Origin of the sequence: Mesorhizobium sp. WSM3873 (assembly GCF_001672445.1) — a bacterium.
Taxonomy (GTDB): domain Bacteria; phylum Pseudomonadota; class Alphaproteobacteria; order Rhizobiales; family Rhizobiaceae; genus Mesorhizobium.
The window spans coordinates 43,501-64,791 of sequence record NZ_LYTM01000023.1 but is presented as its reverse complement, the minus strand read 5'-3'; the positions used below and the strand labels follow the sequence as shown (position 1 = coordinate 64,791).

23 protein-coding genes are annotated in these 21,291 nt (G+C 64.1%); 17 read left to right on the top strand and 6 right to left on the bottom strand.

From position 1 onward, the window contains the following. The first annotated feature begins 1 nt into the window (after nucleotide 1). Nucleotides 2-745 carry a GH25 family lysozyme gene (locus tag A9K71_RS16090; RefSeq protein ID WP_066997479.1) on the top strand — a complete coding sequence of 248 codons (744 nt, stop codon included), beginning with the start codon at nucleotides 2-4 and terminating at the stop codon, nucleotides 743-745. On the opposite strand, the gene A9K71_RS16085 is transcribed toward A9K71_RS16090, so the two are convergent. Beyond that, the gene (locus A9K71_RS16085) at nucleotides 714-1,385 is read right to left on the bottom strand and encodes a uracil-DNA glycosylase (RefSeq protein ID WP_164747319.1); all 672 of its coding nucleotides are present in this window, start codon (nucleotides 1,383-1,385) and stop codon (nucleotides 714-716) included. The genes A9K71_RS16090 and A9K71_RS16085 overlap by 32 nt on opposite strands. Then, a complete protein-coding gene (locus A9K71_RS16080) occupies nucleotides 1,382-1,963 on the bottom strand; it encodes an NYN domain-containing protein (RefSeq protein ID WP_066997475.1) in 582 nt (193 codons plus the stop codon). The genes A9K71_RS16085 and A9K71_RS16080 overlap by 4 nt, the downstream gene beginning before the upstream one ends. 296 nt (nucleotides 1,964-2,259) lie before the next feature. Here A9K71_RS16080 and rpoZ point away from each other — a divergent pair, with 296 nt between their 5' ends. The 10 genes from rpoZ to A9K71_RS16030 all read left to right on the top strand — a co-directional run bounded on the left by rpoZ (nucleotide 2,260) and on the right by A9K71_RS16030 (nucleotide 10,932). Then, the gene (rpoZ, locus tag A9K71_RS16075; protein ID WP_066997473.1) at nucleotides 2,260-2,661 is read left to right on the top strand and encodes a DNA-directed RNA polymerase subunit omega; all 402 of its coding nucleotides are present in this window, start codon (nucleotides 2,260-2,262) and stop codon (nucleotides 2,659-2,661) included. A gap of 125 nt (nucleotides 2,662-2,786) precedes the next feature. Further along, on the top strand, nucleotides 2,787-5,015 hold the full coding sequence (locus A9K71_RS16070) for a bifunctional (p)ppGpp synthetase/guanosine-3',5'-bis(diphosphate) 3'-pyrophosphohydrolase (protein WP_066997471.1): 2,229 nt from the start codon (nucleotides 2,787-2,789) through the stop codon (nucleotides 5,013-5,015). Between the two features lie 210 nt (nucleotides 5,016-5,225). After that, the gene (pyrE, locus tag A9K71_RS16065; protein WP_066997469.1) at nucleotides 5,226-5,804 is read left to right on the top strand and encodes an orotate phosphoribosyltransferase; all 579 of its coding nucleotides are present in this window, start codon (nucleotides 5,226-5,228) and stop codon (nucleotides 5,802-5,804) included. Between the two features lie 73 nt (nucleotides 5,805-5,877). Beyond that, entirely contained in the window at nucleotides 5,878-6,258 is a 381-nt protein-coding gene (locus tag A9K71_RS16060; protein ID WP_066997467.1) for a VOC family protein, read from the top strand. Nucleotides 6,259-6,535: 277 nt separating this feature from the next. Beyond that, nucleotides 6,536-7,120 carry a DUF2062 domain-containing protein gene (locus A9K71_RS16055; protein WP_066997464.1) on the top strand — a complete coding sequence of 195 codons (585 nt, stop codon included), beginning with the start codon at nucleotides 6,536-6,538 and terminating at the stop codon, nucleotides 7,118-7,120. Then, nucleotides 7,117-7,530 carry a holo-ACP synthase gene (gene acpS / locus A9K71_RS16050; RefSeq protein ID WP_066997461.1) on the top strand — a complete coding sequence of 138 codons (414 nt, stop codon included), beginning with the start codon at nucleotides 7,117-7,119 and terminating at the stop codon, nucleotides 7,528-7,530. Before A9K71_RS16055 ends, acpS begins: the two co-directional genes overlap by 4 nt. A gap of 80 nt (nucleotides 7,531-7,610) precedes the next feature. Further along, the gene (gene lepB, locus A9K71_RS16045) at nucleotides 7,611-8,360 is read left to right on the top strand and encodes a signal peptidase I (RefSeq protein ID WP_066997458.1); all 750 of its coding nucleotides are present in this window, start codon (nucleotides 7,611-7,613) and stop codon (nucleotides 8,358-8,360) included. A gap of 4 nt (nucleotides 8,361-8,364) precedes the next feature. Next, nucleotides 8,365-9,081 carry a ribonuclease III gene (gene rnc / locus A9K71_RS16040; RefSeq protein ID WP_066997455.1) on the top strand — a complete coding sequence of 239 codons (717 nt, stop codon included), beginning with the start codon at nucleotides 8,365-8,367 and terminating at the stop codon, nucleotides 9,079-9,081. Then, a complete protein-coding gene (gene era, locus A9K71_RS16035; protein ID WP_197504240.1) occupies nucleotides 9,066-9,998 on the top strand; it encodes a GTPase Era in 933 nt (310 codons plus the stop codon). The genes rnc and era overlap by 16 nt, the downstream gene beginning before the upstream one ends. A 40-nt stretch (nucleotides 9,999-10,038) precedes the next feature. Further along, nucleotides 10,039-10,932 carry an aminoglycoside phosphotransferase family protein gene (locus tag A9K71_RS16030; RefSeq protein WP_066997452.1) on the top strand — a complete coding sequence of 298 codons (894 nt, stop codon included), beginning with the start codon at nucleotides 10,039-10,041 and terminating at the stop codon, nucleotides 10,930-10,932. 19 nt (nucleotides 10,933-10,951) lie between these two features. On the opposite strand, the gene A9K71_RS16025 is transcribed toward A9K71_RS16030, so the two are convergent. Then, the gene (locus A9K71_RS16025; RefSeq protein WP_066997449.1) at nucleotides 10,952-11,761 is read right to left on the bottom strand and encodes a type II CAAX endopeptidase family protein; all 810 of its coding nucleotides are present in this window, start codon (nucleotides 11,759-11,761) and stop codon (nucleotides 10,952-10,954) included. 286 nt (nucleotides 11,762-12,047) lie between these two features. On the opposite strand from A9K71_RS16025, the gene recO reads away from it, so the two are divergent. After that, nucleotides 12,048-12,800, top strand: coding sequence for a DNA repair protein RecO (recO, locus tag A9K71_RS16020; protein WP_066997446.1), 753 nt, complete (start codon nucleotides 12,048-12,050; stop codon nucleotides 12,798-12,800). Nucleotides 12,801-12,809: 9 nt separating this feature from the next. Here the strand turns inward: recO and A9K71_RS16015 are convergent, their stop codons facing one another. After that, the gene (locus A9K71_RS16015) at nucleotides 12,810-13,274 is read right to left on the bottom strand and encodes an NUDIX domain-containing protein (RefSeq protein ID WP_066997443.1); all 465 of its coding nucleotides are present in this window, start codon (nucleotides 13,272-13,274) and stop codon (nucleotides 12,810-12,812) included. A 246-nt stretch (nucleotides 13,275-13,520) separates the two neighbouring features. Here A9K71_RS16015 and A9K71_RS16010 point away from each other — a divergent pair, with 246 nt between their 5' ends. Continuing rightward, nucleotides 13,521-16,265, top strand: a complete 2,745-nt coding sequence (locus A9K71_RS16010) for a DUF2339 domain-containing protein (RefSeq protein ID WP_066997440.1) — start codon at nucleotides 13,521-13,523, stop codon at nucleotides 16,263-16,265. Nucleotides 16,266-16,268: 3 nt separating this feature from the next. Here A9K71_RS16010 and A9K71_RS16005 read toward each other — a convergent pair whose 3' ends face one another. Then, a complete protein-coding gene (locus tag A9K71_RS16005) occupies nucleotides 16,269-16,697 on the bottom strand; it encodes a type II toxin-antitoxin system VapC family toxin (protein WP_066997437.1) in 429 nt (142 codons plus the stop codon). After that, the gene (locus A9K71_RS16000; RefSeq protein WP_066997434.1) at nucleotides 16,697-16,942 is read right to left on the bottom strand and encodes a type II toxin-antitoxin system VapB family antitoxin; all 246 of its coding nucleotides are present in this window, start codon (nucleotides 16,940-16,942) and stop codon (nucleotides 16,697-16,699) included. Before A9K71_RS16000 ends, A9K71_RS16005 begins: the two co-directional genes overlap by 1 nt. A 245-nt stretch (nucleotides 16,943-17,187) precedes the next feature. Between A9K71_RS16000 and A9K71_RS15995 the strand changes: the two genes are divergently transcribed. The 4 genes from A9K71_RS15995 (at nucleotide 17,188) to A9K71_RS15980 (ending at nucleotide 21,270) form a co-directional block, all read left to right on the top strand. After that, nucleotides 17,188-17,706, top strand: a complete 519-nt coding sequence (locus tag A9K71_RS15995; protein WP_066998131.1) for an RNA polymerase sigma factor — start codon at nucleotides 17,188-17,190, stop codon at nucleotides 17,704-17,706. Next, nucleotides 17,703-18,497, top strand: coding sequence for an anti-sigma factor (locus A9K71_RS15990; protein WP_066997431.1), 795 nt, complete (start codon nucleotides 17,703-17,705; stop codon nucleotides 18,495-18,497). Before A9K71_RS15995 ends, A9K71_RS15990 begins: the two co-directional genes overlap by 4 nt. A gap of 207 nt (nucleotides 18,498-18,704) precedes the next feature. Next, nucleotides 18,705-19,802: a GNAT family N-acetyltransferase/peptidase C39 family protein gene (locus A9K71_RS15985; RefSeq protein WP_066997429.1), complete on the top strand. Its 1,098-nt coding sequence runs from the start codon at nucleotides 18,705-18,707 to the stop codon at nucleotides 19,800-19,802. Between the two features lie 4 nt (nucleotides 19,803-19,806). Then, nucleotides 19,807-21,270, top strand: coding sequence for a RimK family protein (locus tag A9K71_RS15980; RefSeq protein WP_066997426.1), 1,464 nt, complete (start codon nucleotides 19,807-19,809; stop codon nucleotides 21,268-21,270). The last annotated feature ends 21 nt before the right edge of the window (nucleotides 21,271-21,291 follow it).

Here is a 21,291-nt window from a genome sequence, read left to right as displayed (position 1 = left end):
CTTGAGGAACTGCTTGATTGCCCTGGCCTTGGCTTTCGTGGTTCTGGCGCTTGCCACATGGGCAGAGGGCTTTTTCCGACCCCGTGCTTTCCCGCCGGATCGCAGCGAATTCCCCATAAGGGGCATCGATGTTTCGCATCACCAGGGCAGGATCGACTGGCCGCGCGTCGCGGCCGACGATGTCGTCTTCGCCATCATCAAGGCGACGGAAGGTGGTGACTATGTCGATGATGCCTTTGCTGAGAATTTGCGCCAGGCCCGCGCGGCGGGCCTCGCTGTCGGCGCCTATCATTTCTTCACCTTCTGCCGCCCGGGTGCCGACCAGGCCAGGAACTTCATTTCGGTCGTGCCGCGCGGCGAGCAGCTCTTGCCGCCGGTGGTCGACATCGAGTTCCACGGCAATTGTCCCCGACGCCCTTCGCCCGCCGAGCTGAACGCCGAACTGCTGGCATTCCTTGGCCCGGTTGAGGCGGCTTACGGCAAGCCGGCCATTCTCTATATTACCGATGAGACGGCGCCGACCTATGCCGCTCATATCGCGGTTCGACAGCGCTGGCTGCGCTCTGTGCGGGGGCCGCTGAACGAAGATGACTGGGTCTATTGGCAATATCTCGACACAGGCCGTGTCGACGGCATCGACGGCGACGTCGACCTGAATGTGCTGACGGGGGGCCCGGCGAGGCTCTCCGAGCTGTTTGCCGTGGCGCCGGATTCTAGCTCTTCAGGAACGCCGCTATCTCCTTGAACACATCGACGAACATCGCTTCCGTCAGCACACCGGTGTTGGTGTTGTAGCGCGAGCAGTGATAGCTGGAGAACAGCGTGATGCCGCCGGCCTGCTGTCGTCCGCCGTGGCGGAACGGAAGGGTGGCGACGCGCCCGCCCAGCGCCCGCACCGTCGATTGATGCGCGATCGAGCCCAGCGTCAGGATGGCCCGCAGATTGGCAAAGCGCGCGATCGTCGGTTTGAGGAAGGTCCGGCAGGTGGCGATCTCGGCGCCGACCGGCTTGTTTTCCGGCGGCACGCATCGCACCGCATTGGTGATCGCGGTGCCGACGAGCTCCAGCCCGTCATCGGGCCTGGCCTTGAATTCCCCTCGCGCCAACCCTTGAGCGATCAGCGTTGCGTAGAGCAGGTCGCCGGCATAGTCGCCGGTGAAGGGACGCCCGGTGCGGTTGGCGCCGCGCAGGCCGGGCGCCAGCCCGACGATGAGGAGCCTGACCGAGTCCTCGCCTTCCGGCGGCAGGAAGGTCGGCACCGGTGCATTGAACCAGCCCGGCTCGCGCTGGCGCCAGGCGGCGATGAAGTCGTGCAGCCGCGGGCAAAGCGGACAATCGCGGTCAGGCTCGGGGGAGGGCGCGGCGCTCAAGGCTGCCGCGCTCAATAATCGTCCTCGTCGGCTTCAGCCGGCTCAGGCCGGCGGACCGGCCGTTCCGATGGATCGCGGCCGACTTCATTCTTCAGCGTCATGAGGTCGATGAAGTGGTCGGCCTGGCGGCGCAGGTCGTCGGAGATCATCGGCGGCTGCGAGGCCATGGTCGAGATGATCGACACCTTGCGGCCACGCCGCTGCAGCGCCTCGACCAGCGTGCGGAAGTCGCCGTCGCCGGAGAAGATGACATAGTGGTCGACGACATCGGCAAGCTCCAGCGCATCGACGGTGAGCTCGATGTCCATGTTGCCCTTGATCTTGCGCCGGCCGGTCGAGTCGGTGAACTCCTTGGCTGGCTTGGTCACCACCTTGAAGCCGTTATAGTCCAGCCAGTCGATCAGCGGCCGGATCGAGGAATATTCCTGATCCTCGACCAGCGCGGTGTAGTAATAGGCCCTGAGCAGGTAGCCGCGTTTCTGAAAGCTCGACAGAAGCTTGCGGTAGTCTATGTCGAAGCCCAGCGCCCGCGAGGTGGCGTAGAGGTTGGCGCCGTCGATGAAAAGAGCGATCTTTTCACGGGGATCGAACATTGAAAAATATCCCTTTTCAAAAATTTCTGTCGTCTAAAAGGACGTGACGGGTAGGCCCGATAATGGTCCCTCTTCCCGCCCCTTTCGAGATAACGCCAGATTTATGGATATCCAAGGGCAGGGCGCGCATTGCAAGCAATTGTGATCGGCACCAGGTAAGCAAGGCGAGGTCCGGTATTGAGCCGGGCAAGGGCTCGTGCTTCGGCGGTGTCCGCCATAAAGCTTGTATTTCGGCGGCGTCCTTGTTATGGAGCCCGCCAGTTTTCCATCAAATCCACGCATGAAAGGGGCAGTCCATGGCCCGCGTAACCGTTGAAGATTGCATCGACAAGGTCGACAACCGTTTCGAGCTCGTGCTGCTCGCCGGCCACCGTGCCCGCCAGATCAGCCAGGGCGCGCAGATCACCGTTCCTCGCGACAATGACAAGAATCCGGTCATTGCGCTGCGCGAGATCGCCGACGAGACGCTGTCGCCGGACGACCTCAAGGAAGACCTGATCCACTCGCTGCAGAAGCATGTCGAGGTCGACGAGCCGGAGGCCGAGGGCGAGGCCATCGCCGACCAGACCGGCGCTGCCACCGCTGCTGCCGACACCGACGATGCCGAAGAGAACATCGCCTTCGACCGCATGAGTGAGGAAGACCTGCTCGCCGGCATCGAGGGTCTGGTGCCGCCGGAAAAGAGCGACGACTACTAAGCTCTTGGACACGGGCCTGGATCAAGCATCCGGGACTTCCGTATCGTCAGTTTCGTGGCTATCTATGGGATGCGTCGCACGCCGGTGCGGCGCATCAATCATTTCATCACCGCGAGATCCCGCCCATGATGCGTCAGTATGAGCTTGTCGAGCGCGTGCAGCGCTACAAGCCTGACGTCAATGAGGCGCTGCTCAACAAGGCCTATGTCTACGCCATGCAAAAGCATGGCCACCAGAAGCGCGCCTCGGGCGATCCCTATTTCTCGCATCCGCTGGAAGTGGCGGCCATCCTCACCGAGATGCATATGGACGAGGCGACCATCGCTGTTGCCCTGCTGCACGACACGATCGAGGACACAACCGCGACCCGGGCCGAGATCGATGAATTGTTCGGCCCCGAGATGGGCAAGCTGGTCGAGGGACTGACCAAGCTGAAGAAGCTCGACCTCGTTTCCAAGAAGGCCGAGCAGGCGGAGAACCTGCGCAAGCTGTTGCTGGCGATCTCCGAGGATATTCGCGTTCTGCTGGTCAAGCTCGCCGATCGCCTGCACAACATGCGCACGCTCGACCATATGCCCGAGTCCAAGCGCCTGCGCATCGCCGAGGAGACGATGGACATCTATGCGCCGCTCGCCGGCCGCATGGGCATGCAAGGCATGCGCGAGGAACTTGAGGAGATCGCCTTCCGCTACATCAATCCGGAAGCCTATCGCGCCGTCACCGCGCGGCTCGCCGAGATCTTCGAGCGCAACAAGGGGGTGCTGGACGAGATCGAGAAGGCGCTGTCCGGCCTGTTCGAAAAACACGCGATCAAAGCCGGCGTCAAAAGCCGGCAGAAAAAGCCTTGGTCGGTGTTCCGCAAGATGGAGGCCAAGGCCCTCTCCTTCGAGCAGCTCTCCGACATCTTCGGCTTCCGTGTGGTCGTCGACACCGTCGAGGACTGCTACCGCGCGCTTGGCGCCATCCACACCACCTGGTCGATGGTGCCCGGGCGCTTCAAGGATTACATCTCGACGCCGAAGCAGAACGACTACCGCTCGATCCACACCACCATTGTCGGCCCGTCGCGCCAGCGCGTCGAATTGCAGATCCGCACCCGCGAGATGAACAAGATCGCCGAATACGGCGTTGCCGCGCATTCGATCTACAAGGACAGCGGCGGCAAGCCGAACGGCGCAGCGCACGCGATCTCCAAGGAGACCAACGCCTATGCCTGGCTGCGCCGCACCATCGAGCAACTGGCCGAGGGCGACAATCCCGAGGATTTCCTGGAAAACACCAAGCTCGAGCTGTTCCAGGACCAGGTGTTCTGCTTCACGCCCAAAGGCATGCTGATCGCGCTGCCGCGCGGCGCCACCCCCATCGACTTCGCCTATGCCGTCCACACCGATGTCGGCGACACCTGTGTCGGCGCCAAGGTCAACGGCCGCATCATGCCGCTGATGACGGAGTTGAAGAACGGCGACGAGGTCGAGATCATCCGCTCCAAGGCGCAGGTGCCGCCGGCAGCCTGGGAATCGGTCGTCGTCACCGGCAAGGCGCGCGCCGCCATCCGCCGCGCCACCAAGAATGCCATCCGCAAGCAATATTCCGGGCTCGGCGCCCGCATCCTCGAACGCGCCTTCGAGCGCGCCGGCAAGAACTTCACCAAGGAAAGCCTGAAGCCGGTTCTGCATCGCCTGGCGCGCAAGGACATAGAGGACGTGCTGGCCTCTGTCGGCCGCGGCGAGCTTGCCTCGACCGATGTCATGAAAGCAGTCTTCCCCGACTACAAGGACGAGCGCGTCACAGTCGCGGCGCCCAAGCAGCGCGAGGAAGGCTGGTCGAAGATCCGCAACGCCGCCGGCATGCTGTTCCAGATGCCCGGCCGCGCCGCGCGCAAGGGCAAGGACCAGCAGCGCGACGGTGCGGTGCCCATCCGCGGCGTGCGCGGCGACCTGCCGGTGCGCTTCGCGCCGGAAGGGGCGGTGCCCGGCGACCGCATCGTCGGCATCATCCAGCCAGGAACCGGTATCACCATTTATCCTATCCAGTCGCCGGCCCTGCAGGCTTTCGACGACCAGCCCGAGCGCTGGATCGATGTGCGCTGGGATATAGACGAGCGGACCAAGGAGCGCTTCCCGGCCCGCATCTCGGTCACAGCCATCAATGCGCCGGGCTCGCTCGCCGACATCGCGCAGGTCGTCGCGTCCAACGATGCCAACATCCACACGCTGTCGATGGTGCGCACCGCGCCCGATTTCACCGAGATGCTGATCGACCTCGAGGTTTGGGACCTGAAGCACCTCAACCGGCTGCTGTCACAGCTGAAGGACAATTCGAGCGTCAGCGACGCACGGCGTGTGAATGGGTGAATAGTGAATAGTGAATAGTGAATAGTGAATAGTGAATAGTGAATAGTGAATAGTGAATAGTGAATAGTGAATAGTGAATAGTGAATAGTGAATAGTGAATAGTGAATAGTGAATAGGTTGCTCTCAATGCCATTCACCATTCACCATTCATCCTTCGACTCACTACTCACTAATGACTACTCACCACTCGCCAAGAGCATGGAGCGAACAATGAACACCGATGAAGTGCTGGGTATTTTCCGCGAGGCTGGCGCGGTTCTCGAAGGGCATTTCATCCTGACGTCCGGCCTGCGCAGCCCCATCTTCCTGCAGAAGGCGCGCGTCTTCATGCATGCCGACAAGACCGAGCGCCTGTGCAAGGCGCTGGCCGAAAAGATTCGTGAGGCGGTGACGGGCAGGATCGACTATGTCGTCGGCCCGGCGATCGGCGGCCTGATCCCGGCCTACGAGACCTCGCGCCATCTCGGCGCGCCGGCGGTCTGGGTCGAGCGGGAAGGGGGCGAGTTCCGGCTGCGTCGCTTCGAGATCGCCAAGGGATCGCGCGTCGTCATTGTCGAGGACATCGTCACCACGGGTCTCTCGATACGCGAGACCATCGACTGCCTGCGCCAGCTCGGCGCCGAGGTGGTGGCGGCCGCCTGCATCATCGACCGTTCGGCCGGCAAGACCGATGTCGGCGTGCCGCTGATTGCGCTCGCCGAATATGAGGTGCCGGCCTACCCGCCCGACCGCCTGCCGCCGGAACTTGCCGCCATCCCTGCCGTTAAGCCGGGAAGCCGAAATATCTGACCTGGCGATGAATGAAAACAAGCACCTGAGGGTGCCGGTTGAATCTCTTTGCCAGCGAAGCGCGCAGAGGCCCATGATAGCCGGCATCGATCATTTCGTCCTGACGGTCCGGTCTGTCGAAGCGACTTGCGACTTCTATCAGCGCGTGCTTGGCATGGGGCGGCTGGACGAGCCGAGCCGGCCGACCGCGCTTCTGTTCGGATCGCAGAAGATCAATCTGCACGAGGTCGCTCGCACCTTTGAGCCGAAGGCAAAGGCGCCGACGCCGGGCTCCGGCGATTTCTGCCTCATTGCTGCGGTGCCTCTTGCCGACATCCGCGCCAGCCTCGAAGCCAACGGTGTGGCGGTCGAAGTCGGACCTGTCGAGCGCACCGGTGCTCGCGGCAGGATGATGTCGGTCTATTTCCGGGATCCCGACGACAACCTGGTCGAGGTCAGCGAATATCGAACTTAGCTGAAAAGCCCGGGCTGACCGCGTCCGATACCTCGGCGCCGCGGTCGCGCAAGGACGAATGGCCAAACATGCTTTGCCCAGTCTTCCTCAGTTTCGCCAGAATGGCGCTCATGTAAGAGCCTGCGGCAGACCATCGCGGCGACGTTTCGCTGTTCCGTGGTCTGGCAATCGCCGCTATAGCAAAGTTTTGTTGCCTTCCTGCGCCGTTGAAGCGCAAGATATGTTGGCGCGACCCGGCTGGCAGGGAAGCGTGTGTTGGACCAGGAACCGAAACAGAGTGCTTTTTCGACGCCGAGAGCCTGATGGCCTCCTGGAGCGGGTGCGTACTTACCTATGGCCGCGCCGCTCGTTCTCGCGCTCCGTTCAGTATTTCTCCAAGCGCATTCTGCGGCTGAAAGCGACGCCCCATTCGGTGGCCGCCGGAGTCGCGGCAGGCGTTTTCGCCTCCTTCTTCCCGCTAGGCTTCCACTTCATCATCGCCGCCGTGCTCTGCTGGGTGATCGCCGGCAATCTGGTGGCGGCAGCCCTCGGTGCGGTGTTCTTCGGCAATCCGCTGTCCTTCCCGCTGCTCTGGGGCGCGTCCTGGGAGACTGGCAAGCTCATCCTGCATGAACATCTGCCCAGGCATGGGCCGCCGGAGCATCTCGGGGAAATGATGCACACGCTTTCCTTCGCCAAGCTGTGGCACCCGATCCTGGAGCCGATGCTTCTCGGCGCGGTGCCCCTCGGCTTGGTCTTCGGGCTCGTCTTCTATGGTGTCACGCGGTGGGGCATGACCGCTTTTCGCGCGCAACGGCAGCGGCGAATGACCGAGCGAGCCGGGAAGGCTCGGCAGGGCGGACGGGAAGTTCCCGCGGAATGATCATCGGCATCGGCAGCGACCTGATCGACATCAGACGTATTGAGAAGTCCCTGGAACGGCACGGCCAGCGCTTTATCCAGCGTATCTACACCGAGGGCGAGCAGGCCAAATCGGAGAAGCGCGCGGCCCGTGCCGCTTCCTACGCCAAGCGCTTCGCCGCCAAGGAGGCCTGCGCCAAGGCGCTTGGCACCGGCATGGCCGAGGGCGTCTTCTGGCGCGACATGGGCGTGGTCAACCTGCCCAGCGGAGCGCCCACCATGGCGCTCACCGGTGGCGCTGCCGCCAGGCTGGAAAAAATCCTGCCCAAGGGCCACCATGCGCTGATCCACCTCACCATCACCGACGATTTTCCACTTGCTCAAGCCTTTGTGATCATCGAGGCAGTGCCCGCCGAACAAGCGCCACATTGATTCCATCTGACCACGGGCGGCATGACGTTGCCCAGCGCGCGCCGAGACTCTATACCAACCAACGCACAATCGAGGACGACATGAGCGTGGCTGAAAAATCGCAGAAGAAATCCGGCGGGCTTGGGGAAACCTTTTCCGTCATCATCCAGGCTCTGCTGCTCGCGCTTGTCATCCGCACGCTGCTGTTCCAGCCCTTCTCCATCCCCTCCGGCTCGATGCGGCCGACGCTGCTCGAAGGCGACTATCTGTTCGTCACCAAATGGGCCTATGGCTATTCGCGCTACTCGCTGCCCTTCGGCCCCAATATTTTCTCCGGCCGCATCTGGGGCTCTGAGCCCAAGCGCGGCGACGTGGTCGTGTTCAAGTTCCCGCCGGATCCGTCCGTCGACTACATCAAGCGCGTCGTCGGCCTGCCCGGCGACAAGATCCAGGTCAAGGACGGCCAGCTCTTCATCAACGGCACCGCCGTGCCGCGCGAAAAGGTCGGCCAGATCGACAATCCCGACATCACCGAGGTCGACCGTCCCGTCGACGTCTATCGCGAGACGCTGCCCAACGGCGTCACCTATGACACGCTCGATCTGACGCCCAATTCGATCGGCGACAACACGCGCGAGTTCGACGTGCCGCCCGGCCACTATTTTATGATGGGCGACAATCGCGACAATTCCTCCGACAGCCGCTTCACCGTCGGTTTCGTGCCGGCCGAGAATCTCGTCGGCCGCGCCAACGTCATCTTCTTCTCGATCGCCGATGGCGCCAGCCCGTTGGAAATCTGGAAGTGGCCGTCGCTGATGCGTGCCGGCCGCCTGTTTCATCTCGTCCACTAAGGTCATGGCGGCGACCAAGCGTTTGACCGCCGATGCCCTTGCCGAAGCGCTTGTCGAGCGCACCGGCCACGCCTTCGCCGACCGCCAGCGTCTGCAGCGCGCGCTGACCCATGCCAGCGCGCGTTCGACGCATGCCGGCGTCGACTACGAACGCTTCGAATTTTTGGGCGACCGCGTTCTCGGCCTGGTCGTGGCCGACATGCTGCTCGCTGCCTTTCCCGATGCCGCCGAGGGCGAGCTGTCGCTCCGCCTCAACGCGCTTGTCAATGCCGAGGCGCTCTCCGAGATCGCCGAGGAGATCGGCCTGCCGGAGCTGATCCGCGCCGGCTCCGACGTGCGCAATCTCGAAGGCCGCAAGCGAACCAATCTGCGTGCCGACGCGCTGGAGTCGCTGATCGCCGTGCTTTACCTGGATGGTGGCCTTGAGACCGCCCGCGCGTTTATCCACCGCTACTGGCAGCCGCGCTCGCAGGCGATCGGTGCTGCCCGCCGCGACGCCAAGACCGAGTTGCAGGAGTGGGCGCACCAGGCGGCGTCGGGCGCGGTGCCGGCCTACCGGGTGGATGCTCGCGAAGGGCCCGACCACGACCCGCTGTTCACCGTCAGCGTCAAGGTCGGCTCTTTCGCGCCGGCGATCGGCAGCGGCCGTTCCAAGCGGGAAGCGGAGCAGGCGGCGGCGGCTGCGTTGCTGCTGCGCGAAGGCGTATGGAGCGCTGCATGACCGCCACCGAAACCTCCGAAACGCCTCCTACGCGCTCAGGCTTCGTCGCCCTGATTGGCGCGCCCAATGCCGGCAAGTCGACGCTGGTCAATCAGCTGGTCGGCGCGAAAGTGTCGATCGTCACCCACAAGGTGCAGACCACGCGAGCCATCGTGCGCGGCATCGCCACGCATGACAACGCGCAGATCGTTTTCGTCGACACGCCCGGCATCTTCAAGCCGAGGCGGCGGCTGGACACGGCAATGGTCACCACCGCCTGGGGCGGCGCCAAGGATGCCGATGTCGTGGTGCTGCTGATCGATGCCGAACGCGGCATCAAAGGCGACGCCGACGCGATCCTCGACCGGCTGAAGGACGTCAAGCAGCCGATGCTGCTCGTCCTCAACAAGGTCGACCGGGTCAAGCCGGAGACGCTGCTTGCTTTGGCCGCGGCAGCGAACGAAAGAGTGCCGTTCAAGCGCACCTTCATGGTCTCGGCGCTCACCGGCTCCGGCTGCAAGGACCTGCTCGACTATCTTGCTGAGACCCTTCCAGCCGGTCCCTGGTACTATCCGGAAGACCAGATCTCCGATCTGCCGATGCGCCAGCTCGCGGCCGAGATCACGCGCGAAAAGCTTTATCTGAGGCTCCATCAGGAGCTTCCCTATTCCTCGCATATCGAGACCGAGAAGTGGGAGGAGAAGAAGGACGGCTCGGTGCGCATCGAGCAGGTCATCTATGTCGAGCGCGAGAGCCAGAAGAAGATCGTGCTTGGCCACAAGGGCGAGACGATCCGCGCCATCGGCCAGGCCGCGCGTGCCGAGATCGCCGAGATCCTCGAGCAGAAGGTGCATCTCTTCCTGTTCGTCAAGGTGCGCGAGAACTGGGGCGACGACCCGGAGCGCTATCGGGAGATGGGATTGGAGTTTCCCAACTGATCCATGTCGCCCAAAGGCGACGCGGTTTTGGGATAACGACATGCACAGCCCGAAGATGGATATCGACACCGCTCTCGTGCGCCGGCTCGTCGACGCGCAGTTTCCCGAATGGCGGCATCTGCCTGTGAAGCCGGTCGCGTTCGGCGGCTGGGACAACCGCACCTTCCATCTCGGCGACGCGATGGCGGTCAGGCTGCCAAGTGCTGCTCCCTATGCGCTGCAGGTCGAGAAGGAGCATCGCTGGCTGCGCAAGCTTGCGCCGCTTCTGCCGCTGCCGATTCCCGAGCCGCTCGCCATGGGCGAGCCGGCGGCGGGCTATCCCTGGCACTGGTCCGTCTACCGCTGGATCGAAGGTGAGACGGCGAAAGCCGGTCACATCGCCGACCTTCGCGCGTTCGCGGTCTCGCTGGCTGAGTTCCTCGTAGCCCTGAAACGGATTGATCCGACCGCGGGGCCGGCACCTGGCCAGCACAATTTTTATCGCGGCGGCCCGCTGGCCGTCTATGACGACGAGGCGAGACAGGCCATCGCTGCGCTTGAAGGCCGGATCGATACGCAAGCCGCCACTGCCGTCTGGAAGGCGGCGCTTGCTGCCGGCTGGCACGGCTCGCCCGTCTGGTTCCACGGCGATGTCGCCTCAGGCAATCTGCTGGTCGAGGACGGCCGTCTGAGCGCTGTCATTGACTTCGGCACGTCGGGCGTCGGCGATCCCTCCTGCGATCTGGCGATTGCCTGGACGCTGTTCGAGGGCGAGAGCCGCGAGGCATTCCGCGCGCGCATCGCCGTCGATGACGCGACCTGGGCGCGCGGACGCGGCTGGACGCTGTGGAAGGCGCTCATCACCGTTGCCGGTCACGACGCCAACCAGGCCGAGGTCGGGAGGCAGCGCCGGGTGATCGAAGAAGTGCTCGCCGATCATCGCAAATGGGGATGACGGCGCCGAGCAGGCGCCCTCACCGGTCGAGTATCCATGCAGTGGCAAGTCGCTTCGCAGGCCGCCGTACAAAGCTTTCCGTGCCGTAATAGGCAACGATCGCGACCGCGATGACCGCCCAGATCGCGACGCCGAGCCATTGCTGCTGGATATAGTCGCCGTCGACGAACACCTTGGCGAGGAAGCGTACGCTGTTCTGGTGTGAGACATGCATCAGGATGGCCAGCAATACGCTGCCCGTGTTCTGGTAAAGCCAGGTGAAGACGATCCCGGCCAGCACCACGTTGATCGTGCTGTAGAGGCTGAGATCGCCAAGCAGGCCGAGCGGCAAGTGCCAGATTGCCCATATCACGCCGAGGATCAGGCTGCCGGCGAGTGCTGGGCGACGGCCAAGAAGATGCGGGGTCGCAAAGCCGCGCCAGCCGGGCTCCTCGCCCAGCGGACCGCTGAATACGGCATAGAGCGCGATCATGGGCGCCACCTCGGAGAAGGCCGGAATGTTCCCCCACGACGGCTCCGCCGAAGCGAGGAACGGATTGATCAGGATCGAGGCGAGCTGCGTCCCGAACGGCAGGCCGACCGCCACCAAATACCAGATCGGGCGAACGCGCCATTTCACCATCGAGGCGAGGATGGTCTTCACCGAGCCCCAGCCGCCGGCAAGTGCCGCGACGGTGAAGCCTGAGATTGCCGGTCCGAAGGTGAACCAGGGAATGCTCTGGCCATGCGACAGATAGAATGGAATGAACGCCAGCCACGTCAGGCCGAGCGCCAGCGAAAAGAAGATGGTCAGCTGGTGCCCGCGCACCACGCCCAGGAAGGAGCTCATAACGGTCCTCTCATCGGGCCATTGTAGCGAGTGGTCGCCTGCCCGAGAGGTCGACGCTTCGGGAAATAGCCAGCCGAGCCGCTCGGCGGTCTGCGCCGGTTCACCCGGTCAACGCGCCGATATTTGGCGTTGGCACGGCCGAAAAATCCCGAACGGTTTCTGAGAATTTTCCGATATTGCCGCCGCGGCGGCAGCGGCGGATGTTGCCTGCCATCACTGTCGGACAGATTTTGGGTTACGGGCGGCAATCTTGATTTCGCCGCCCAACAGGTGAAAAGCTCGACGTATGGAATGGCGCGACGAGGGAATCATTCTCGGCACCCGCAAGCATGGCGAAACCAGCGCCATCCTCGAGGTGATGACGCGCGCCCATGGCCGGCATCTCGGCCTGGTGCGGGGCGGCCGCTCGCGCAAGCAGCAGCCGGTGCTGCAGCCCGGCAATCGCGTCGACCTTTTGTGGCGGGCACGTCTCGACGAGCATCTCGGCATCTTCCAGGCCGAGGCGATCGAGATGAACGCCGCCCGGCTGATGGACAGCGCAGTCGCCGTCTACGGCCTGCAGACCATGGCCGCGCATCTCAGGCTTCTGCCCGAACGCGATGCCCATGGCGGCCTCTACGAGGCTCTTGCGGTGATGATCTCCCATCTGGGCGATGCCGATGCCGCGGGCGAGTTGGTGGCGCGCTTCGAATTGCTGATCCTGGATGAACTCGGCTTCGGCCTCGACCTCAGCCAGTGCGCGGCGACCGGATCACGGCAGGATCTCGCCTATGTCTCGCCGAAATCCGGACGCGCCGTCTCGCGCGCTGCGGGCGCGGCTTGGCACGACAAGATGCTGGCGCTGCCCGCCTTCCTGCAGCGCGGCACCGGCGTGCGCGCCGATGCCGCGGCGCTCGAGGACGCCTTCCGGCTGACCGGCTTCTTCTTCACTCGCCACGTCTATGAGCCGCGCGGCCTCGAGCCGCCCGACGCCCGCGCCGGCTTTCTCGCGGCTCTGCGCCGGCATCAGGCGGCGGTGAAGGTGATTGCCGGCGAATAAGGCGAGGATCTAGTCGGCTCGCCGTCGCTCCAGAAAATCGTCGAGGATGGGACGCTGGCCTTTCAGGATCTTGAGACCTGCCTCTGGGAGCGAGAACCAGCCGGCTTTGTCCACTTCGGGAAATTCCTTCATGGCGCCCGACCTTGGCGGCCATTCCATGGTGAACATGTTGCTCCTGACGGCATTCACATCGATGTCCGCTTCGACGCTCCAGGCGATCACGATTTTACCGCCCGGCTGCTTGTAGCTGCCGACTGGCTGGAAATCGCCGTCGATCGCGACGCCTAGCTCCTCCTCGGCCTCACGCCGAGCGGCCACGAGATCGTCCTCGCCATCGTCGATCAGCCCCTTCGGGATCGACCAGGCCCCTTCATCTTTCCTTGCCCAGAACGGTCCGCCGGGATGGATCAGCAGGAACTCGAACACACCGGCGGTTTGCTTGAAGATCAGCAGGCCCGCGCTTCGTTGCGGCATCGGTCATCCTCTTGTTAATTCCCGCTAGCGTTCGAGGATAGCACGAGTGGTCCGCGGCGAGCGGCCGGCAATTTGCGGCCCGAGCCTCAGCCGCTTCGACGTATCGCCGTTGGATAAAGCCTGCGGTCGCTGGCAATCGGCGCCGAAACATGCTCGATCTTGCAGGCCGGCAGGGCGCTGATTGGGTAGCCGTCTCATCGCCGCATTTGTCGGCCAAGACTGGCACGGTTTTGAGGGGAAACCGCCATGTTTTTCGGCCTGATCGCCATTGCCGCCGTCATCGCTCTATTCGTTATCATTTCACGCCAGCAGACGCGCATCGGCCTGATCGAGCGCGAGCTTGGCGCGCTGCGCAGCCTGGTGCTTTCGGGTGTCCCGCAGCCCGCGCCCCGAACTGGCGAGGCCGCGGGCGGAGCTGCTGGAAGTGAAGCTCCCGCAGCCGCCACGCCGCCGGCAGGTGAAGCAGCCCCGCAGGCCACAGCTGCCGCGACGCCCGACGAGCCAAAAGCCGAAGCGCCAGCCCAAGCGGGCGAGGGGACTCCGTCCGAACCCGTCGGAGAGGGACAATTGACGCAACCTGCCGCGCCGGCCGAAGCGGCAGTACCTACAAGGGCCGCCCGCGATGTCGAGACGGCCCTCGGCACGCGTTGGGCGGTCTGGGTCGGCGGCATCGCGCTGGCGCTGGGTGGCCTGTTCCTGATCCGCTACACGATCGAGGCCGGCATTTTCGGCCCCGGCGTGCGACTGACCATGGCCGGCGTTCTCGGCCTTGTGCTGCTTGCCGGCGCCGAGTTCATCCGCCGCACCGGCTTCCGGGTGCCGGTGCAGGGAGCTGCCGGCGCCTACATCCCGGCGATTCTGACGGGCGCCGGCGCCTTCATCCTGTTCGGCACCGTCTATGCAGCCTATGGCATCTACGGCTTTATCGGCCCCGCGCTCGCCTTCACGCTGCTCGGCGCGATCGGCGTCGCCACCATTGCCGTCTCGCTGGTCCACGGCCTGGCGCTGGCCGGCATCGGCCTCGTCGGTGCCATGGTGACGCCGGCCCTCGTCGCCTCGGAGGCGCCGAACCCGTGGGCGCTGTTCGTCTACCTGGCGATCGTGCTTGCCGCCACGGCGGCTATCGCCCGCATCCGCGATTGGAAGGCGCTTGTCGCGGCAGCCTTCGCCGGCACCGGCATCTGGACCATCGTCTACATGACCAATGCACCGGAGGTGAATCTCTCGACGGTGCTGTTCATCAGCCTGGCCTCGCTTGCCGTGCTCGCCTTCGTCTGGCTAGCCGATTTCTTGACTGCTGGCCGCGACGACGCGGAGCCCGGCTTCGACTGGCCATCGATCGCGCCCGGCTTCTTCGTTGCGCTGACCGCGCTCGGGCTGTCGGTCGATCCGGTGTTTGCCAAGGCGGGTTATGCCTCGCACGGCGCGGTGCTGCTCGCCGCGCTGCTGGCAGTGGCGCTCTACCGGCCGCGCGCCTTGCCGCTCCTCTTCGCCGCCGGCCTGGCGACCGCGCTGATCTATCTCGGCATCATCCCGCCCGCCACCATCGGCGCCGATGCGCTGGATGTCGGCCTGGGCGCCGAGCCGCTGGCGGCATCCGACACGCTGACCTTCCGCCTCGGCATCGCGCTTGCCCTGGTCTTCATCGCAGCCGGGTTCTGGGCCGCGCGCCGCTTTGCGGCTGCTGCGCCCATCCGCGCCGCGTCATGGGCGGCATGGGGTGTCATTGTGCCGCTGGTCGTGCTCACCGCGCTCTGGCTCACCTTCGGCGACATCGACCGCGATTTTGGCTACGCGCTGCCGGCCCTGCTTCTGGTGCTCGTCTTTGCCGCCGGCGGCGAGTGGATCGCGCGCGCCGAGGAACCGCCGCTCCGCGGCGGCCCCGCCGTCTCCTTCGCGCTCGGCGGCGGCGGCGTCGCAGGCTTGTTGATGCTGCACATGGCCTTCGGCTCCGGCTGGACGACGGTGCTGCTCGGCGCCGCCGCCGTCGTGCCGGCGCTCGCGACGCGCTGGCGCAGCTTCCCGGTGCTGGGCTGGATCGCGGTCGGCGCGGCTGTCGCCGTGCTTGGTCGCGTCGCCTTCGATCCGATCATCGTCGGCGCGGCGGCACTGTCGACGACGCCGGTCTTCAATTGGCTCTTGCCGGGCTATGGCGTTCCGGCGCTCGCCTTCGGCTTCGCCGCCTGGCAACTCGCGCGCACCACCAACGGACGGCCGCGTCTTGCCATGGAAGCGGCCTCGGCGCTGTTCGGCCTGCTCACGATTGCGATGCTGGTGCGCCATGCCATGCATGGCGGCGTCATCGACACCGGCCCCGTCACCCTTGCCGAGCAGGCGATCTACACGCTGATCGCGCTCGGCGCCGGCGCCATACTGGTCGCCATCGACCTGCGCTCGCCGAGCCCGGTGCTGCGCTATGGCTCGATGGCCGCCGGCGTGCTCTCGGTCGCCTTCATCGCCATCCGGCATTTCGTGGTGCTGAACCCGCTGCTGACGGATGAATCGACCGGCGCCGTCCCGTTCTTCAACCTGTTGTTACTCGCCTATCTGCTGCCGGCGGTCGCAGCAGGAGCATTGGCGCTTTATGTTCGCGAGAGGCGCCCGAGATGGTATGCCGCGATGCTGGCGCTGGTCGCTTCGCTGCTCGCCTTCGCCTACGCCACGCTGTCGGTCCGGCGCCTGTTCAAGGGCGAGTTCATCGGCCTGTGGAGCGGCCTCGGCCAGCTTGAGACCTATACCTATTCGGCGCTCTGGCTGGTCATCGGCGTGGCGCTGCTGACCGCCGGCGTCTGGCTGAGGTCGCAGGTGCTGCGCATCGCCTCGGCCGTGCTCATAGCGGTCGCCGTGCTGAAGGTCTTCCTCTTCGACATGTCGGAGCTGGAAGGCGTGCTGCGCGCGCTCTCCTTCATCGGTCTGGGCGCCGTGCTGATCGGCATCGGACTTTTCTATCAGCGTCTGCTGACAAGGGCGGCGAGGTTAGGAGCCGAATAAAGGTCAGGCCAGATCGGTCTGCGAGAAGTCGTTGCCTTTGTAGAGCAGAGGTACGCGATAGGCTTTGGCGCATGCGTAGCTGAAGCAGTCGCCGAAATTCAGTTTGGCTGGGTGGCCCACATATCGACCATAATCTTGCGCGGCCCTTACAGCGAGTTCTCGGATCCGCGTGTCCAGCGGGACCTCAACGGCCTTGAGTTCGGCCAGGAAACCCAAGACGATCATTTGACATCGTTCGATCAGGGCGGGTGGCGTCGGAAGCTGGTCGCCGTTTTCCGCTACGGATTTCCTGCGAGCTATCCCAACAATCGCCTCGAATGCGGAACTCGGCGAGAAATAAAGCTTCTCGGCGGCTTCCATTTTCCTAAGAAGGCGGTTCGCACCCGGCTCTTCCGATATGATAGCGATGATAGCGGAAGCATCGAGAAACATCAGAGGTCATCCCATCCTTCGTCCATGAATTTCTTCATGTCGAAGTCCAGGTCGTCCGGACCGAGCGCCCTCGCTGCGTCCTGATACTTTCTAATGCGCTCGCTTAGTGGGAGGACGGCATGTGCCCGTTCGAGCTCACGCTTGAGCGCGATCCGCACGGCTTCAGTCTTCGTGGGCGCCTTGATCGCGGACTGCAACTGACGAGCCAGCGCGTCAACCTCGTCATCGCGGATATACAAAGACATTGTCGAATTCCTCCGGCGTATATTCTAACATGAATATGCAAGATATTCAATGAGGAATATACAATGGCCAGAACCGGTATTCAACCTTGGTTCCGCCTCCGCTCGCGCCGGGAATAAACCGGCATCCGCCGGCGTTATTCAGGTGCTTGGGTACCGGAGCGGGTGGTCCGCTTCGTGCTGGCTGCTTGCGCCGCGCCGGGAAGGCGCGTTCAATCGAATGGAAGACGACCACGAAACAAGCGGTCATGGACGACAAGAAGGCAGCGATCCTGAGCGAGATACCGCGTCTGCGCCGCTACGCGCGCTCGTTGCTGCGCGACCGCGATTCCGCCGACGATCTCGTCCAGGACTGCCTCGAGCGGGCGCTTGTGCGGCTCGACAACTGGCAAACTGGAGAAAGCCCCAGGAGGTGGCTGTTTACGATCATGCATCATCTGTTCATCGACCAGATGCGCAAGGTTAACCGGCGAGGCGAGGCGGCAATGTTGCCTCTGGAAGCCGGCGAGGCCCAGGCCGCGCCCGCCGATCAGGTCGAAAGCATAGCCTCGCGCGAGATCATGGATGCCCTGCAGGCGATCGGCCCCGATCGCCGCGCGGCATTGGTCATGGTCGCTATCGAAGGCTTTTCCTATGCCGAGGCCGCCAACATCCTGGGCGTGCCGGCCGGCACGCTGATGTCGCGCATCGCGCGTGGCCGCGAGGAACTGCGCGGCCTGCTGGACGACTCCTCGCGCCGCCGCTCGATAAGGATCGTCGAGCGATGACCCGGCGCGATTTCACCGAACGCGATATCCACATGGCCCTCGATGGCGAACTGCCGGGCGAGGAGCGCATGGCCTATGACGCCTGGCTCGAAGCCAATCCCGAAATGAAGGCGAAGAGCGCCCGTTACATAGCCGACCGTGCGACGCTCCGCGCCGCCCTGGCCGACGTGATGGACGAACCGGTGCCGGCAAGGCTACGGCACGCGGTGCTTGGCGAAGCGCCGGCGCGGACGCCTGCCTGGCGCTCGCGCTGGTGGCTTTCGGCGGCGGCGGCAGCCGTGCTGATGGTCGGCGGGTTCGGTGGCTATCTCGCCGGCATCGACGGCATTGGCCGAAACGGTGAGAGCGACGACCAACTCGCGGAGCAGGCGATCGCCGCCCATCTCGTCTACGCCGCGGAGAAGCGTCACGCGGTCGAGGTGCCGGCAAGCGACAAGGACCATCTGCAGACCTGGCTGTCCAACCGGGTAGGGCTGAAGCTGGTGGCGCCCGATCTCGCGGCCGAGGGCTTCGCACTCGTCGGCGGCCGGCTGTTGCCGGCGGGCGAGCGTGGCAAGGCCGCGATGTTGCTTTACGAGGACGCCAAGGGCGAGCGCATCTCGCTCTTCGTCACCGCCGAATCATCGCAGACCACCAAGGGAACCTATACGGCCGAGGCTGACGGTCCGGAAGCGGTGTATTGGCTAGACAAGGGCTATGGCTGCGCCGTCGTCGGCACATTGCCGCCGGAGCGTCTGTCGGAGGTCGCCAAGAGCGCCTATGGCCAGCTTCTGGCCGGTGTTTCGAGCTGAGGAGGCGGCTGTTTTCAACGGCCTACGCTGTTTCGAATTAGTGGTTCGGTTCAAAGCCGTGGTGCTTTTCTGCCGCCGCGGAACCTGTCACAATTCGGCCCTAATCAAGGAGCGATAGCGCTTGATGAAGACCGGCGCTTCGGCCGGGGTGCTGCTTTTGACCGGGGCCGTTTCCTTTAATCCAATCGAGGTTCTCCCAAACCCCGCATGCCTGCCGAGATCCGCAAGGCCCGCGCGTCGGACGTCGATGACCTCGCCGCCATCGAGAAGGCTGTCTTCTCAAGCGATCGCCTGTCGCGCCGCTCCTTTCGCCAACTGATCGAGCGTGAGACCGCCGAGATGCTGGTGGCCGAGAATGACGGCCATGTCGCCGGCTACGCGGTGGTCTTGTTTCGCAAGGGCAGCGGCGTGGCCCGGCTCTATTCCATCGCCGTCGGTCCCTTCTTCGCCAATCTCGGCATCGGCCGCCAATTGCTGGCCGCGGCCGAAGAGGCGGCTTATGAACACGATCGCATGATGCTGCGGCTCGAGGTTCGCGAGGACAATCAGCGCGCCATCGGCATCTACGAGCAGGCAGGCTACCGAAAGATCGGCCGCGAGCCCGACTATTACGAGGACGGCGCCACCGCGCTGCGTTACGAAAAGACGCTGCGCGGCGATGTCCCGACCAGCACCGGGGTGCCGTTTTACCAGCAGACCTGCGAGTTCACCTGCGGTCCGTGCTGCCTGATGATGGCGATGGCCAACTTCGATTCCGGCTTCGTGCCCGATCCGATCATGGAAATACGCCTGTGGCGCGAGGCGACCACGGTATTCATGATGTCGGGGCCGGGCGGCTGCGAGCCTTTCGGCCTGGCCGTGGCCGGCTATGAAAGCGGGCTTGCCGCCGAGATCTTCGTATCCTTTCACGGCGCGCTGTTCCTGCAGTCGGTGCGCAGCGAGGACAAGCGCCGGGTGATGGAGCTCGCCCAGGTCGACTTCCGCCGGCGCGCGGAACTTTACGGCATCCCGGTGAATTACCGTCCTTTCGGCATCGACGACATCCGCGCCGCCCTTGCCGAGGGCAAGCTGGTGCTGGTGCTGATCAGCGGCTTCCTGATGTTCGGCAAGAAGGTGCCGCATTGGGTGCTGGCCATCGGCGACGACGGCGACCATATCCTCATCCACGATCCTTGGGTCGAAGACGAAAGGCAGGAAACCATCCTCGACGCCGCCAACATTCCCGTGCCCTATGGCATCTTCATGAACATGGCTCAGTTCGGCCGCGACGGGTTGCGCGCCGCCATCAACCTGGGAAAACGCTGACACAATGACCTGGGTCATCCTAACAGGCAGGCAGAACGATCTCGACCAGGTGGCGACGCCGCACAAGATCATCACCAACCGCGACTATCTCGCGCATCCGGCGCTGTTTCGCGGCCAGCGGCCGAAGGTGATCAACCTGTCGAACAACTACGGCTATCAGAGTCGCGGCTACTATGCCTCGCTGCTCGCCGGATCGCGCGGCCACAAAGTGATCCCGACCGTCGAGACCATGATCGATCTGTCGGAGCGCAAGCTCTATGAGCATGCGTTGCCGGAACTCGAGCTCGCGCTCAATAAATGCCGCAAGGATCTCGACGGAACCTTTCCGACGAAGGTCGCCGTCTTTTTCGGCATCGGGCCCTCAAAAGTTTGGGACCGGTTCACCAAGCTCTTGTTCGACTGGTTTCGCGCGCCGGCGCTCGAGGTCCACATCAAGGACAGCGCCGAATGGGCTTCGATCCGCAAGATCGGCTTCCTGCCGCTCGCGCGCATGAGCGAGGAGCAAGAAGGAGTCTTCCTGCAGTGCCTGGAGACCTACACCAACCGCGAGTGGCGCGACACCAAGGGGCGCACGCCGGCGCGCTACACGTTCGCGACGCTCGTCGATCCGCATGAGGAATTGCCGCCTTCGGAGATTTCGTCGCTGCGCTACTGGGCGAGGATCGCCGAGAAGATGGGCGTCGAGGTCGAGCCGATCACCAGGAAGGATTTGGCCAAGCTCGCCAATTACGACGCGCTGTTCATCCGCGAGACGACATCCATCTCCAACCACACCTACCGCTTCGCGCGCCGCGCCCAGCAGGAGGGCATGCCGGTGATCGACGACCCGCTGTCCATGATCCGCTGCACCAACAAGGTCTATCTCAACGAGCTGATGACCTACAACAAGGTGCCGGTGCCGCCGACGGTGATGATTGCCGGCACCTCCGATCTGGAGCTCGCCGCCCAGACGCTGGGCTTTCCGCTGGTGCTGAAAATCCCGGACTCATCCTTCTCGCGCGGGGTCAAGAAATGCGAGAACCTTGCCGATCTGACAAAGCTGGCGACCGAGTGGCTGGAGGATTCCGACCTCCTCATCGCGCAGAAATTCATCCCCACGGAATATGATTGGCGCGTCGGCGTGCTCGGCGGCCAACCGCTGTTTGCCGTGCATTACCTGATGGCCAAAAAACACTGGCAGATCGTCAACCACAAGGCCAACGGCAAGCCCGATCAGGGCGGCATCAAGACCTTCACGCTGAAGCAGACGCCGCCGCACGTGGTCGAGACGGCGGTCAAGGCGGCGCGCTGCATCGGCGACGGGCTCTACGGCGTCGACCTCAAGGAAACCAAGGACGGCGTCTTCGTCATCGAGGTCAACGATAACCCCAATCTCGACCATGGCTGGGAGGATTCCGGCGAGAAGGACGAGCTCTGGGTGCGGCTTACGCAATGGTTCCTGGAGCGGCTGGAGCGCACTGGTCGCTAAAGCATTTTGCATCCGGACGGG